The organism is Methylobacterium sp. Leaf361 (genome assembly GCF_001424445.1).
Lineage (GTDB): Bacteria > Pseudomonadota > Alphaproteobacteria > Rhizobiales > Beijerinckiaceae > Methylobacterium.
In genome coordinates, this window is sequence record NZ_LMPY01000028.1 from 1 (window position 1) to 13,141 (window position 13,141).

Genomic DNA, 13,141 nt, shown 5'->3' on the forward strand with positions numbered 1-13,141 from the left:
AGCAGGCCCCAGCCGAAGGTGGCGTTCGGGGCGTTGGCGGGCCCGTCGCCGAGATGGGTGGCGGTGGTGAACATGGTCTGGGCGATCTGCGGCGCCGTAAGGAACGGGAACGCCTGACGCAGGACAGCGGCGGCACCCGCTACGTGCGGCGCGGCCATCGAGGTGCCGCTGATCGAGTAATAGCCGGCCGTCATCTGATCGGCTGGGGTCATATTCAGCGGCCAAGTAGAATAAATATTTGTCCCAGGCGCAGAAATGCACCAAGCTGCTGCGGCTCCGCACAAGTTGCTCGACCAATTTGGCCTATTGTATTCATCAACATTTACAACGGCGACGATATATCCCGAAACATCGGAGAAATCGACCTGTTTTTGCTCGATACCATTGATGTCGTACAAGCGATAAACGCCGGAATTAGCATTCTCTGGACGGATGTAGGGAATTAAAGATGCACTTGAAGCGTTTGCCCAATTGTACAGATTTCCGCTGACGTGATTGTTCCCTGCTGCGAAAATAGATAACACATCTCTGCTCGAAGCTTCCTTTAATGCTTGGTGCTCCGCGCTCATAGCTTCGTAGCTGTACTTCTGATATACATTTGAGTCTTTAAAAGAGTACCCATAGCTGCCGTTTATGATGCGGGCGCCGTTCTGTGCTGCATATTCGATTGCAGCTGCAGTGTCTCCGCCCAGCTGCATCCTCGGCCGATTGTATGTTTGGCTGTCATCAGTTCCAACGATAGCGCGCAAGGCAAGAATTCTGCTCTCGAAGGCGACGCCCATCATGCCCGCGGGATCACCGTCGCGTGCTGCGGCGATGGTTCCGGCGACGTGGGTACCATGGCCGTCTCTGTCAACGACGGAGGGCATAGTGAATGGAGTAGGCGTTTGCGGATACCACTCGTAGAAATCGGCTGAGGCAGGCGAGATTCGCGAACCGCCTGGATTCGTCAAATTCCTGAATTCCGGATGTGTCGCATCTATACCGGTGTCGATGACGGCGACTAAAACCCCAAGCCCGGTGAACCCGCGAGCATACGCAGTCGAGGCGTTGATCGCCCCGAGGCCCCAGTCATTCCAGTACTCGCGTGTTTCAAAATCCTGCTTGGTCAGTCCCAGTGTCGAGGGCGAGCGCGCCGGCACGGTCTGCGCCGCCACAGGTCCCAGAGCCAGCGCGAGCGTCGCGAGCGAGCTGCCGACCAGCAATCCGAGCCGTACGGGGCCGCCACGCCGGGTTCCGGCGCGCGCGCCCCGGCTCGGATCACAGGATCCGGTCACGCGCTCTACGTCGCTATACTGTTGGACCACCGGACTGACCCCCGTCATGCCTGCCGCAAGCTTTGCACGGGAGTTAGAAAATGCGGCTTTAACGGACTATCACATCGCGGCCACACCCGGCGCCGCGCGCGACGTCCTGAAACGGGGATCCCCCTTTCTGGGACGGATGGAACCACACCGCCGGCTCGCGGGTCACGTTGATCGGACGTTGCACCGGGGGCGGTCCGGTCGGGCGGCGCCCGCGTCGAATCGCACGCCGCCCCGGCAAACGACAGTGTACAGCCGCCCGGGTCGGCGGGAGACAGGAAGACTGTCCGGGTGGGCGTGGCTAACGTGCGGGACGACCGGACCGCGTTGCCACGCGTCACCTTGGGGCAGGCCCCCGTTCTTCATCGGTCGCGCGAACAGCAGGTGTCAGGTTCTACGTATGTCTTCCGAGGAGAGAAACCAGGACCCGGACGCGGCGCCGGCCGGGGGCGAGGCTCCGGGCGGCGAGGTCGCCTGCCTGCGGTTCGAGCCGCCCGGGGATCCCGCGGCGCTGGGGCGGGCGTGGCAGGACCATCTCGCGCCCATCTTCGACGTGAGCTTCCGCCCGGAGACCGACCTGACCGTCCCGATCGCGATGCGCAGCTACCATCTCGGCGACCTGCTGGTCGGCGACGTGGTGGCGCCGGCCCACACCCTCGTGCGGACGCGGGAGATGATCGGCCAGCAGGGCCTCGACCACATCCTGCTCCAGTTCTACCGGCGGGGGCAGAGCCGCGTGGAGACCGATCAGGGCACCGGCCCCGTGAACGAGGTGCAGTGCATCGTCTTCGACCTCGCCCAGCCCGTGCGCATCGTGGCGGGCGCCGTCGACGCCACGAACGTCGTGATCCCCCGCGCCCTGCTGGAGAAGCAGGGCTGCCACCCGGACGCCCTGCACGGGCGCCCCCTCGACCACGACGGCGACCCGTTCGGGCGGCTGGTCCATAATTTCGTCGCCAACGTCGTCGCCTGCGGCGACCTCCTCGACCGCCGCGAGGCCCTGGCGGCCTCGGCGGCGATCACCCAGCTCTGCGCCAGCTGGCTGCGCGGACAGGAGGAGGGGCGCCCCTCCCAGCACCAGGACATCCGGATCCGGGTCCGCCGCCTCGTCGAGGCGGAACTCGGCAACCCCAAGCTGACGCCCGCCCTGATCGCGACCCGGCTCGGCCTGTCGCGCTCGACCCTGTACCGGCTGTTCGCCCCCAACGGCATCGTGGCGTATATCCGCGACCGCCGCCTCATGGCGGCGATGCGGATGCTCGTGCGCGACGATGCCCCCAAACCCCTGCGCATCTCGCAGGTCGCCTTCGCGGTCGGCTTCTCGGACGAGCGGACCTTCCGGCGGGCGTTCAAGCGCCGGTTCGGCTTCATCCCGAGCGACGCGTCCCAGCGCCTGGAGACCGGCCCCGAACCCGCGCCCGGCGCCGTCCTGCGCAACTGGATCGAGAGCCTCTGACGTGCCGCGCCGGCCGGCCGGCCGGCTGCGCGCCGGGGCGCTGTCCCTCTGCCTGTCCCTCGGCCTGTGTTTCGCGGCCGCCGCGCCGCTCGCCCCGGGCCCCGTCCAGGCCGAGACCCGGGAGACGGCGCCCGCGCTCCGCACCGGCGAGCCCGAGACGTGGCGGGTCGCGACCCATCCGGTGCCGCCCCTGGTCATGGACGAGGACGGCCGGCTGCGCGGGTTCAGCATCGATCTCTGGAACGCCATCGCGCGGGATCTCGGCGTCCGGACGGCCTACCTGCGCGTCGACGACCTGCCGGCGCTGTTCGCGGCGGTCTCGGACGGGCGCGCGGACCTGGCCATCGCGGCAGTGTCGATCACCGCGGAGCGCGAGCGGCGTTTCGACTTCTCCGTCACGATGCTGGAGACCGGCCTGCGCATCGCCGTCCGGTCGGAGCCGGACGCGACCGGCTCGGCCACCGCGCGGGCTCTCCGGGCGCTCCTGAGCGACGCCGCCTTCCTGCAGGTCCTGCTGGGGCTCGCCGCCCTGATCCTGGCGGTGGCGGCCCTGGTCTGGTGGCTCGAGCGGCGCCACCCCGGCGGCATGGCGGCGCGCTCGGGACCGGCGCGCGGCTTCGCCCACGTCGTCTGGTGGGCCCTGAGCAGCCTCGCCGCCCAGGCGGAGGAGATGCCGCGCAGCCCGCTGGCGCGGGCCGTCACGGTGCTCTGGCTGTTCACCTGCATCGCCCTAGTGGCGTGGTTCACCGCGGGCCTGACCAGCACGGCGACCGTGGAGCGTCTGCGCGGCGCGATCAACGGCCCGCAGGACCTGCCGGGCAAGCGGGTGGGCACGGTCGCCGACACCACCTCGGTCGCCTACCTGGCGGACCATTTCGCCACGCCGGTGGGCTTCGCGACCCTGGAGGAGGCCTGCGCGGCGCTGCGGGCCGGCACGGTCGCGGCAGTGGTCTACGATGCCCCCGCGCTCAGCTACTACGCGACCCGGCCCGGCCACGAGGCCCTGCGCCTGGTCGGCACCGCGTTCAACCGGCAATCCTACGGCATCCTGTTCCCGGCCAACGACCCCCGGCGCAAGCGCGTCAACCAGGCCCTGCTGGGCCTGCGCGAGGACGGCCGCTACGACGAGATCTACGGCCGCTGGTTCGGCTCCGAGAGCGGCGAGTCCCAGGGTCGCTGATCAGGGCCGCCGAGGCGCGCCGCGGTAGGCCTCGGCCGGGTGGCGGGCGGGCAGCCGGTCGCCCGCGCCGAACAGCTTCGCCCGCAGCGAGCCCTCGGCGTAGGCGGTCTTGTAGAGGCCGCGGTCCTGCAGTTCCGGGATCACGAGGTCGATGAAGTCGGAGAAACTCTCCGGCACGACGATCCGGCTGAGGTTGAACCCGTCGACCTCGCCCTCCGTGATCCAGGCCTGGAGTTCGTCGGCGATCGTCACCGCGTCGCCGGTGAGGACCGCGTAGCGGCCGCCGAGCTGCAATTCGGCGAGGAGGTCGCGTTTCGTCAGCCCGCGCCTGGCCGCCGCCGCGGTGGCCGACTGGATGGCGTTGCCCGTCGCGTAGGGGATCGGCTCGTCCAGGCCGTAGCGGGCGAAGTCGATCCCCGTGGAGGCGGAGAAATGCGCGAGGCCCGCCTCCGGGCTCGCGTAGGACAGGTACTCGTCCCGCTTGGCCTCGGCCTCCGCCCGGGTCCGCCCGGGGATCACCGCGAGGCCGACGAACACCTTCACGTCGTCGGGCTCCCGGCCGGCCGCGACCGCCTCGGCCCGGATGGCGCGGACGGAGTCGCGGGCGGTGGCCGGGTCGCGGGCCGAGATGAACACGCACTCGGCGTGGCGGCCCGCGAAGGCGCGGCCGCGGCCCGAGGCGCCGGCCTGGTAGAGCACCGGCGTGCGCTGGCGCGACGGCTCCGACAGGTGGTAGCCCTCGACCGCGAAGAACTCGCCCCGGTGGGCGACCTTGCGGATATGGGCGGGATCGCTGAACACCCGGGCCGCCGGTCGCGGCGCACGGCCGCGTCGTCCCAGCTGCCCTCCCAGAGCCGGTAGAGCACCTCCAGGTACTCGTCGGCGTAGTCGTAGCGCCGGTCGTGCGCCGGCAACGCGCCGCCGCTCTGGCCGCGGTGGGCGCTGTCGAGGTAGCCGGTGACGACGTTCCAGCCGATCCGGCCGCCCGTCAGGTGGTCGAGGGTCGAGAGGCGCCGGGCGAAGGTGTAGGGCGCCTCCTGGTGGACGTTGATCGTCACCCCGAAGCCGAGATGTTCGGTCACCGCCGCCATGGCGGAGATCATCACGGTCGGGTCGTTGACCGGGAGCTGCACGGCCTCCCGGGCGGTCACGTCGATGCCGCCGCCGTAGACGTCGTAGACGCCGATGATGTCGGCGATGAACAGGCCGTCGAACAGGCCGCGCTCCAGGAGCCTCGCCTGCTCGGTCCAGTAGGACAGCGTGTTGTAATCGGCCGAGCGGTCGCGCGGGTGGGTCCAGAGCCCGTGGTTGATGTGGCCCGCGCAGGTCATGTTGAAGGCGTTCAGCAGGATCTGCTTCTTTCCGAGGGCCATCAGAGCGCTCCGTGCCGGGGCGGCTGCCGGCCGTCGAGGTGGTAGGCGCCGATCCAGTGGTACTTCCAGCGCACCGGATCGTGCAGGGTGTGGGTGCGGACGTCGCGCCAGTAACGGTCGAGCGCCTCGGCCCGGTCGGTGGCGGAGGTGCCGCCGAGCTCGAGGAGCTTGTTGGCCGCGAGCAGGCCGGCCCGGTGGCTCGCCGCCCGGGCCTCCGCCACCGCCACGGAGGCGGCCGCGACGCTGTCGGCGTCGGGGGCCTCCTGCGCGGCGTCGACGAAGCGGCCGGCCCGCGCCAGCAGGGCGTCGGCCGCCGCGAGGCGCACCTGGACGTCGCCCAGCGCGTGGAGGGTCAGGGGATCCTCGCTCGCCCGCGCGACCCCGGAATCGATCCACGGCCGGGCGCGGTCGCGCACGAAGGGCAAGGTCGCCGCGAAGGCGCCCGCGCCGATGCCGAGATCGATCCCGGCGTGCAGGATCTGCGCGAAGGGGCCGAGGGCGGTCGGCCGCTCCAGCGAGGCCTGGAACGGCACCACCCAGTCGGGCTCCACGGCGACGCGCTCGAACAGGACCGAGCCCGAGCCGGTGAGCCGCTGCCCGAACCCGTCCCAGTCGTCGACCAGGGTCACGCCCGGCGCGTCCCGGGGGACGAAGACGAGGTAGGCGACCGCCCGGCCGTCCTCCTCGGCATTGGCCAGGGTGGGGATGCGGTGGGCGTAGAGCGAGCCGGTGCAGTAGTCTTTGCGGCCCTCGACAGTCCAGCCGGCCGGGTCGCGCACGAGGCGGGTGCGGCGGGTGTGGTCGCGCGCGCCGGTCTCGGCGAGCGCGTTGCCGAAGCGCTCGCCCGCCAGGACGCGGCCGTAGAGGGCGCGCTTCTGGGCCTCGGTGCCGCCGTTGCGGAGCACCTCCAGGGCGTAGAAATGGTTCTGCGGGATCTGGCCGAGGGAGCCGTCCGCCGCGGCGATCCGGGCGATCACCTGGGCGACCGTGGCGCTGTCGAGGCCGGGGCCGCCGTATTCCCTCGGCACCGTGATCGCCCAGAGGCCGGATTCGGTGAAGCGCGCGATCTCGGCGACCGGCAGGCGGCGCTCCAGGTCGCGCTCGGCGGCGGCCTCGGCGAAGGCCTCCGCCAGCCGGTCGGCGACGGCGAGCGCCGCGGCGGCGTCCGGAAGGACCGGCACCGGGCGCGGCGGCGCGGGTGCCTGCGTGAAGGCGGTCTCGTGGGGCTGGAGCGGCATCGCCCGGTCCTCAGTTCCACTGGTGCCGGGCGGGCAGCACGCCGTTCAGGGCGTGGTTCCCGAGGAGGTGGTACTTCCACCGCACGGGGTCGTGCAGGGTGTGGACCCGGGCGTCGCGCCAGTACCGGCCGAGATTGTACCGGTCGCGGGTCGCCGAGGCGCCGGCGAGCTCGAGCAGCCGCTCGGAGGCTTCCAGGGCGATCTCGGTGGTGAGGATCTTGGCCTGCGCCACCGCCACCGAGGCCTCGGCCGCGCTCTGGGCGGTGACGGGGGCCGCGGCGATCCGGTCGAGCGCCCGTCCGGCCCGGGCCAGGACCTCCTCGGCGGCGTGCAGGTCGACGGTGAGCCGCCCGACCTCGCCGAGGATGTGGGGATCCTCCGCGACGGTCTCGGCGGTGAAGGGATAGGGCCGGGTCCGGGTGCGCAGGAAGTCGAGGGCGGCGGCGGCCGCGCCCCGGGCGAGCCCGGCGTCGATCGCCGCGTGGATCAGCTGCGAGACCGGCCCGAACAGGCCCGGGCGCCCGGCGAGGGGCGCGAGGTCGATCGTCAGCTCCGCCTCGACCGGGGCCTGCGCGAAGATCACGCTGCCGCTCGCCGTGGTGCGCTGGCCGAAGCCCTGCCAGTCGTCCACCACCCGCACGCCGGGGGCGTCCCGGCGCACGAAGACCAGGAGCGGCCCGCCGTCGGGGCCGACCGCGCGCGTCGGGATCCAGTGGGCGAAGAGCGCGCCCGTGGAGTAGAAGCGCGTGCCGCTGAGCCGCGGGCCCTCCGGCCCGGCGGTCAGCCGCGTGTCCACGCCGGTGATCGCCTTGCCGTTGCGGGCGGGGCCGGCATTGCCGATCCGGTGGCCGGCGAGCACGTCCCGGTAGATCCGCGCCTGCTGGGCGGGGCTGGCGGCGGCCGCGACCAGCGCCAGGACGCCGAACTGGTTCTGGGGGATCTGCGCCGCCGAGCCGTCGGCGGTGGCGAGGATCGCGAAGACCTCCGCGAGCGTCGCGTGCGAGACCCCGGCGCCGCCGTGTTCGCGCGGCACCGTGATGCCGCCGAGCCCGCTCTCCGTGAAGGCCGCGATCTCCGCCCAGGGCAGGCGCCGGTCGCGGTCGCGCTCGGCCGCGCCCGCCGCGAAGATCCGGGCCACGGCCCGCGCGGCCGCGATCGCCTCGGCGTCCGAGCGGATCCGGTGCGGCGGCGCCGGCGGCGGCGGCAGCCGATCTTCGACCGGGTCGGTGACGGGATCGTCCAGGTGCAGGCTCATACGGTTTCCGGTTGACCGCTCGGGTTGGGACGTCCCGCCGTCATCGCGAGCGCGGCGAAGCGACCCGGGGCCCACGCGCGGTCGGAAGACGCGGCGCGGCCTGGACGGCTTCGCTCCGCGCGCGCGGACGGCGATGTCGAGGTCGTCGACCGGGGACGATCCATGGTTGCAGGCTCCCGGTCGGATCGCCCAGATCGGACGGTTTCGCTCAGCGGGCCCGGAGCCGCCGCACCGCGGTGTCGCCCGCGAACTGGACCGCGCACACGAGGGCGATCAGGATCGCGATCACCACCACCATCACGGTGGTGTCGAAGCGCTGGTAGCCGTACCGGATGGCGACGTCCCCGAGCCCGCCCGCGCCCACCGCGCCGGCCATCGCGGAGGCGCCGATCATCGCCACCACCGTGATGGTGAAGCCGGCCACGATGCCCGGCAGCGCCTCGGGCAGGAGCACGTGGGCGAGGATGTGCCGGCGCCGGCAGCCGATGGACTGGGCGGCCTCGATCAGGCCCGCATCCACCTCCCGCAGCGAGACCTCGGCGATCCGGGCGAAGAACGGGGTCGCGCTCACCGAGAGCGGCACGATCGCCGCCCAGACGCCGATCGTGGTGCCGGCCACCAGCCGGGTGAACGGGATCAGCGCCACCAGCAGCACGATGAAGGGCACGGCCCGGAAGCCGTTGACCACGGTTCCGACCACCCGGTGGGCCGTCGGCGCCGCGAAGATGCCGCCGGGCCCGGAGGTGACGAGGAACAGCGCCAGGGGAATGCCGGCGACCACGGCGATCCCGGCCGAGACCCCGACCATGAGCGCGGTGTCGAGGAAGGCCTGCCAGAGGCGTTCGATCATCTGCGGCGACATGGCGGGCCTCCGGGTTCGGGGTGCAGGGGCGGCGGTGCAGCGGTCGGGGTATCGGGGGAGGAGCGGTCCCGCATCGTCTCACCCCTCCGCCGGGTCGGCGGGGACGTAGCCGACCCGCTCCACGTCGCCGCCGAGCGTCCGCAGCCGCGCCTCCGCGCCCGGGTCCTCGGCCGGGACGGCCACCAGCATCCGGCCGACCGCGTGGCCCTGGATCCGCTCGATGCCCGCCTGGAGCAGGCGCACCGGCGCCCCGGCCCCCGCGAGGCCCGACAGATCCGGCGCGGCCCGGCCCGAGCAGGTGATCCGCAGGATCGCCCAGCCGCCCGGCGCGGGCCGCGGCTGCAGCCGGGCCGCCAGATCCGGCGGCAGCCCGCGGGTCAGGGGTTCGAGCAGCGCCCGGGTGGTCGGGTGCTCGGGCGCCCCGAACACGCGCCAGACCGGCCCGGTCTCGACGACCCGGCCGCCCTCCAGGACCACCACGTCGCTGCAGATCTCGCGGATCACGCTCATCTCGTGGGTGATCAGGATGATGGTGATCCCGAGCCGCCGGTTGATGTCGCGCAGCAGGTCGAGGATCGCCAGCGTCGTCTCCGGGTCGAGGGCGGAGGTCGCCTCGTCGCAGAGCAGGATCTCCGGATCGCTCACGAGCGCCCGGGCGATGCCGACCCGCTGCTTCTGGCCCCCGGAGAGCCGCGACGGGTAGGTGTCGGCCTTGTCCTCCAGGCCGACGAGGCGCAGGGCCTCCGCGACCCGCGGGCCGATCGCGCCCCGGGGGACCCCCGCGACCGTCAGCGGCAGCGCCACGTTCTGCCGGACGGTCTTGGCCGCCAGCAGGTTGAAGTGCTGGAAGATCATGCCGATGCGCCGGCGCAGGGCCACGAGCCCGTCGGTGTCGAGGGCGTCGATCGGGGCGCCGTCGACCAGGACCCGGCCCGAACTCGGCGCCTCCAGCCGGTTGACCGTGCGCAGGAGGCTCGACTTGCCCGCCCCCGAGCGGCCGATGATGCCGAAGATCGCGCCGGCGGGGATCGCGAGGTCCACCCGGTCGAGCGCCTGCACCGGTCCGGCGGCCGAGCGGTAGGTCTTCGAGACGGACTCGAACCGCACCGTTCCGGTCTCCCGGCCGGCCTCGCTGCCGGGCGCGGCGACCGGGGCCCGGGCGGCGGTCGCGGCGCCCGGGCCCGTCCGCCCGGCCGCGGCCGGCGTGCCCGGATCGCGCAGGCTGTCGAAGATCAGGCCGACCATCAGTTCTGCCACGCCAGCAGGTACAGCTTGTCGCTGTTGGCGAAGGACTTGCGGATCTGCTGTTTCACGGCCTCCGAGTTCTGGAAGAGCGTCACGAATTTCCGGATCACGGGGTCCTCCTTGCGGGCGGCCTTGGTGACGAAGCTCACGGCGAAGCGCCGGTCCTCGATACCGGAATAGATCAATCCGCTGGTCGGGTCGAAACTGCCGGCCGCCACGATGAAGTGCGGGTAGCCCAGGGCGAGGTCGACGTCGCCGGTGATCCGCGCGAGCTGCGGCCCCTCGACCTCGGTGAACCGCAGCGTCTTCGGGTTCTCGACGATGTCGTCGAGGGTGCCGAGGAAGCCGACACCGTCCTTCAGCGTGATCAGTCCGGCCTTCTGGAGGAGCAGCAGGCCGCGGCCCTGGTTCACCGGGTCGTTGGCGATCGCCACCGTGCCGCCCGCCGGGATCTGGTCGAAGCTCTTATGCTTCAGGGAGTACAGGCCGATATTGGACAGGATCCCGAGCCCGACGATGTCGAACGCGTAGCCCTTCTGCTTGGCGGCGTTCTCCATGAAGGGGCGGTGCTGGAAGAAGTTCACGTCGATGTCGCCGGCGTCGAGGGCGACGTTGGGCGTCGTCCAGTCGCTGAACTCGACCACCTTGACGTCGAGGCCCTCGGCCTTGGCCTCCCGGGCCGCGACCGTGACGGCGTCGCCGTAGGCCCCGGGCACGACGCCGACCCGGAGGGTCTCCGCCCCGGCCGGCAGAGCCCCGAGGCTGAGCGCCGCGACGGCGAGGACACGCAGGAACTTCATCGGGCGGGAACTCTGATCGGGATGGACGGGGGCAAGTCCGGCTGCCGGGCCGCGATGGTTCGCGCCGCATCCGAAGGCATGCGGACACGATCCATCAAGTCGACAGGCGCCGTCTCACGTGGATGATTGTCTCGCGTCAGGTTTAGATCAGCGCGGCCCGCCCCGAAATTCTAAAGATCGTCGTTCGACGACACGAACGATCTCCCGATACCCCTGAACCGGAGAGGCGCATGCTGCGCCCCCGCGGGGCGCCGGTCCGGCCCCGCGCGCGGTCCCGCGGGTGGTCCGGTCGCGGGGACGGGGCGCGGCGCCCGGGCGGATCCCGGTCGGCCGGACCGGGCGCCGAATACAGGTCGGTCCGGCGGGCGGGGCGTCGGAACAAGCCTTGTCGGATCGGAATGAACCTGCGATTATCCAGTCATCGCAACGGCTTAGTGAAGATCATGCTCTTCCGCGAGCACTCCGCGAACGAAACCTTCTCCCCCATCCTCGATCCGGGGGATGAGCCTTCCCGGGTCGCGGAGATACCCCGCCGCCCGGTCCCCGAGGCCTGGTCCGGCCTCGCCGCGCCGGCCCTCGCCCCGGGCGACGAGGTGGTGTTCGACCGGCTCGACCTCGCCGAGATCCTCGGGATCTGGCGCCATGCCCGCGGCCGGGTCGTGGGGCTCCACCGCCCGTGGGGCGCGGCCGCCACCGTGGACGTGCAGTTCGAGGGACACGAGACCCTGGAACGCTACCTGCCGGACCTGTTCCGGCGCGTGCACTGAGGCGCGCCGACAGGCCCGCCGGCCGGCGGAGTCATTGGCTGACCCCGGGCTGACCCCGGGCTGACCCCGGGCTGACCCCGGGCTGACCCCGGGCTGACCCCGGGCTGACCCCGGGCTGACCCCGGGCTGACCCTGACCCCGGGCTGACCTTGCGCCGACATCGCCCGGATTTGTCGGCTGAGAGGACAGCGAGTGTCTGTTTTCACGACACTTCGCGGCGCTGGGCACGGATCGGGCCCGCGCTCACGAAAATGTAGGGCCCCACCGGCGCGCGTCTCCCCCCGGGGCCGGAACCCCGCCGGCTCCGAAACGTCGGGCCGGTCGCGACCACCGCGGCCGATCTTCCGGCCGGGGCGGACGGGCCTGTCCGGGGGGCACGATGGCTCAGGGAAACCACAGACGGCGCGCGGGCGCGCCATGACGGCGAGCCACGGCGTGTTCGCCTTCGCGCATGTCGGCGACCTGCATCTCGAGCGGGCCTCCGACCCCCACGCTGCCGACCTGCGGGCGATGCTCGCCGAGGTGGCGGGGCTGCACCGACACGGTCTCCTCGACTTCGTCTACATCCCCGGCGACCTCGCCGAGGACGGGCGGGCGGAGCAGTACGCGGTCCTGCGCGAGGCCCTGGACCGGCACCCGGACCTGCCGGTGCGCCTGATCGCCGGCGACCACGACCGCCAGCACGGCACGATGGCGGATTTCGACGCCCTGTTCGCCGCGGTCGCGGGCAGCCCGCGCGGCGGCGGCCACGCGGCGCGGCGCCACGACCTGCCGCGCCCGCGCGACCCCGTCTCGGTGACGCATTACTACTTCGCCGAGACCTGGGCGGGCGTGCGCTGCCTGTTCCTCGACATGGTCAGCCCCGGCTACTGCCAGAAGGGCTTCGGCCTCGATTTCCGCCTCGGCCCCCACCAGCTCGCGTGGCTCGGCGAGGAGCTGGCCCGGGCCGAGCGGGAGGGCCAGCCCTGCGCGGTCTTCGCCCACACCTACCCGGACGACCTCTGCGTGCCCGACGAGCGGGCGGCGCTCGCCGGCCTGATCCGCCACTACGGCGTCCGCCTCGTCGAGATGGGCCACACCCACTACAACGAGCTCGCCCCGGACGGGCGCACCCTCTACGCCGCGGCCCGCTCGGTCGGCCAGAACGAGGACGGCTCGGTCGGCTACGCGGTCGCGGCGATCGACGGGCCGGTCGCGAGCTGGCGGTTCAAGCCCCTCGACCGGGCGCTGCCCTTCGTGATGGTCACGAGCCCCGCCGACCGGCGCCTCGCCACGGCGCCCCTCGACGCCGCCGACGGCACGGTCTCCGTGCGCGCCCTCGTGCTGTCGGACCGGCCGCGGGCCGCGTGGCGCTGTCACCTGCGCGTCGATGGCGGCCCGGCCCACCCGATGGTGCCGGACGGCCCCCGGACGGTCCACGCCCGCATCCCCTGGCGGGACGGCGCGCGCCGCCTCGCCGTCACGGTCGCGGACGGCACCGGCCACACCGACACCGAGGTGATCGAGCCCGTGGACCGGAGCTTCGTGCCGCCGCCCGCGCACGAGCGGCCCGGCAGCGACGCGTTCCGCCTGCCGGCCTGGCCCGAGAAGGGGCTCCGGGGCGACCAGCTCGGGCCGAACCGCAACGGCCGGCACTGGTAGCCGGTCCCGCCCGAATCGCG

At 72.3% G+C, this 13,141-nt stretch carries 10 protein-coding genes and 1 pseudogene; 4 read left to right on the top strand and 7 right to left on the bottom strand.

Going from position 1 to position 13,141, the window contains the following annotated elements:
* A partial coding sequence (locus ASG32_RS32735; RefSeq protein WP_199866139.1) for a S8 family peptidase occupies nucleotides 1-1,205 on the bottom strand: 1,205 nt, incomplete at its 3' end.
* 499 nt (nucleotides 1,206-1,704) lie between these two features.
* Here ASG32_RS32735 and ASG32_RS19735 point away from each other — a divergent pair.
* Both ASG32_RS19735 and ASG32_RS19740 read left to right on the top strand, forming a co-directional pair.
* Entirely contained in the window at nucleotides 1,705-2,760 is a 1,056-nt protein-coding gene (locus tag ASG32_RS19735) for a helix-turn-helix domain-containing protein (protein ID WP_056529747.1), read from the top strand.
* A gap of 1 nt (nucleotide 2,761) precedes the next feature.
* On the top strand, nucleotides 2,762-3,940 hold the full coding sequence (locus tag ASG32_RS19740; protein ID WP_056529750.1) for a transporter substrate-binding domain-containing protein: 1,179 nt from the start codon (nucleotides 2,762-2,764) through the stop codon (nucleotides 3,938-3,940).
* Here ASG32_RS19740 and ASG32_RS19745 read toward each other — a convergent pair.
* The 6 genes and pseudogenes from ASG32_RS19745 to ASG32_RS19770 all read right to left on the bottom strand — a co-directional run bounded on the left by ASG32_RS19745 (nucleotide 3,941) and on the right by ASG32_RS19770 (nucleotide 10,713).
* Nucleotides 3,941-5,313 (bottom strand): annotated as a pseudogene (locus ASG32_RS19745) (LLM class flavin-dependent oxidoreductase).
* The gene (locus ASG32_RS19750; RefSeq protein ID WP_056529753.1) at nucleotides 5,313-6,551 is read right to left on the bottom strand and encodes an SfnB family sulfur acquisition oxidoreductase; all 1,239 of its coding nucleotides are present in this window, start codon (nucleotides 6,549-6,551) and stop codon (nucleotides 5,313-5,315) included. The pseudogene ASG32_RS19745 and the gene ASG32_RS19750 overlap by 1 nt, the downstream one beginning before the upstream one ends.
* Before the next feature lie 10 nt (nucleotides 6,552-6,561).
* Nucleotides 6,562-7,806 (bottom strand): SfnB family sulfur acquisition oxidoreductase, encoded by a 1,245-nt coding sequence (locus ASG32_RS19755; RefSeq protein WP_056529756.1) that lies wholly within the window; start codon nucleotides 7,804-7,806, stop codon nucleotides 6,562-6,564.
* 208 nt (nucleotides 7,807-8,014) lie between these two features.
* Complete coding sequence (locus ASG32_RS19760; protein ID WP_020096012.1) at nucleotides 8,015-8,668, bottom strand: methionine ABC transporter permease; 654 nt, start codon at nucleotides 8,666-8,668, stop codon at nucleotides 8,015-8,017.
* A 78-nt stretch (nucleotides 8,669-8,746) separates the two neighbouring features.
* Nucleotides 8,747-9,913 (bottom strand): ATP-binding cassette domain-containing protein, encoded by a 1,167-nt coding sequence (locus ASG32_RS19765; protein ID WP_056529760.1) that lies wholly within the window; start codon nucleotides 9,911-9,913, stop codon nucleotides 8,747-8,749.
* Nucleotides 9,913-10,713: a MetQ/NlpA family ABC transporter substrate-binding protein gene (locus ASG32_RS19770; RefSeq protein WP_056529763.1), complete on the bottom strand. Its 801-nt coding sequence runs from the start codon at nucleotides 10,711-10,713 to the stop codon at nucleotides 9,913-9,915. Before ASG32_RS19770 ends, ASG32_RS19765 begins: the two co-directional genes overlap by 1 nt.
* 524 nt (nucleotides 10,714-11,237) lie before the next feature.
* Here ASG32_RS19770 and ASG32_RS19775 point away from each other — a divergent pair.
* Together ASG32_RS19775 and ASG32_RS19780 are read left to right on the top strand one after the other, a co-directional pair.
* The gene (locus ASG32_RS19775; RefSeq protein WP_051123794.1) at nucleotides 11,238-11,480 is read left to right on the top strand and encodes a hypothetical protein; all 243 of its coding nucleotides are present in this window, start codon (nucleotides 11,238-11,240) and stop codon (nucleotides 11,478-11,480) included.
* 417 nt (nucleotides 11,481-11,897) lie between these two features.
* Nucleotides 11,898-13,121, top strand: coding sequence for a metallophosphoesterase (locus ASG32_RS19780; RefSeq protein WP_056529766.1), 1,224 nt, complete (start codon nucleotides 11,898-11,900; stop codon nucleotides 13,119-13,121).
* The last annotated feature ends 20 nt before the right edge of the window (nucleotides 13,122-13,141 follow it).

Excerpts from the sequence above, each read along its gene's own strand:
- ASG32_RS19780 (WP_056529766.1), top strand. The coding sequence starts at position 11,898 with ATGACGGCGAGCCACGGCGTGTTCGCCTTCGCGCATGTCGGCGACCTG.
- ASG32_RS19765 (WP_056529760.1), bottom strand. The coding sequence starts at position 9,913 with ATGGTCGGCCTGATCTTCGACAGCCTGCGCGATCCGGGCACGCCGGCC.
- ASG32_RS19735 (WP_056529747.1), top strand. The coding sequence starts at position 1,705 with ATGTCTTCCGAGGAGAGAAACCAGGACCCGGACGCGGCGCCGGCCGGG.
- ASG32_RS19760 (WP_020096012.1), bottom strand. The coding sequence starts at position 8,668 with ATGTCGCCGCAGATGATCGAACGCCTCTGGCAGGCCTTCCTCGACACC.
- ASG32_RS19755 (WP_056529756.1), bottom strand. The coding sequence starts at position 7,806 with ATGAGCCTGCACCTGGACGATCCCGTCACCGACCCGGTCGAAGATCGG.
- ASG32_RS19750 (WP_056529753.1), bottom strand. The coding sequence starts at position 6,551 with ATGCCGCTCCAGCCCCACGAGACCGCCTTCACGCAGGCACCCGCGCCG.
- ASG32_RS19770 (WP_056529763.1), bottom strand. The coding sequence starts at position 10,713 with ATGAAGTTCCTGCGTGTCCTCGCCGTCGCGGCGCTCAGCCTCGGGGCT.